This window comes from Paenibacillus tepidiphilus (assembly GCF_008635795.1).
Taxonomy (GTDB): domain Bacteria; phylum Bacillota; class Bacilli; order Paenibacillales; family Paenibacillaceae; genus Paenibacillus_AQ; species Paenibacillus_AQ tepidiphilus.
Genome location: NZ_VWRQ01000074.1, coordinates 1 through 669, shown reverse-complemented (window position 1 = coordinate 669; position 669 = coordinate 1). Strand labels below are relative to the sequence as shown.

Genomic DNA, 669 nt, shown 5'->3' with positions numbered 1-669 from the left:
TTGAGTTACTTTAATTGTTTTTGCCATATTCAATTACCCCAAAATTTCTTCAACGGTTTTACCACGTTTAGCAGCAACCATTTCAGGTGATTTCATATTTGCAAGCGCATCGATTGTTGCGCGAACAACGTTAATTGGGTTGGTTGAACCGTATGCTTTAGAAAGAACGTTACGAACACCCGCCACTTCTAACACAGCACGCATCGCACCACCGGCGATGATACCAGTACCTTCGCTAGCCGGTTGCATGAATACGCGTGAACCAGTGTGTGAACCTTTAACAGGATGTTGTAATGTACCTTCGTTTAAAGCTACGTTAATCATATTGCGACGAGCTTTTTCCATCGCTTTTTGGATCGCTGCTGGAACTTCACGTGCTTTACCGTAACCAAAACCAACACGACCGTTACCATCGCCTACTACTGTCAAAGCAGTGAAGCTCATGATACGACCACCTTTTACGGTTTTTGATACACGGTTAACCGCGATTAGCTTTTCCTGCAGTTCACCAGCTTGTTTTTCGATGTTTGACATCTCAAATTCCTCTATTAGAACTGTAGACCAGCTTCACGAGCAGCGTCTGCTAATACTTGCACACGACCGTGGTATTTGAAACCTGAACGATCAAATGCAACTGCTTGAATACCTTTAGCTAAAGCACGTTCTGCA

At 43.6% G+C, this 669-nt stretch carries 2 protein-coding genes; both read right to left on the bottom strand.

Translation table 11 applies throughout. The annotated features are described in order from the left end of the window. Positions 1-33: 33 nt before the first annotated feature. Entirely contained in the window at positions 34-534 is a 501-nt protein-coding gene (gene rpsE, locus F1379_RS29545; protein WP_005599314.1) for a 30S ribosomal protein S5, read from the bottom strand. Between the two features lie 14 nt (positions 535-548). After that, a partial coding sequence (locus tag F1379_RS29540; protein ID WP_275262668.1) for a 50S ribosomal protein L18 occupies positions 549-669 on the bottom strand: 121 nt, incomplete at its 5' end.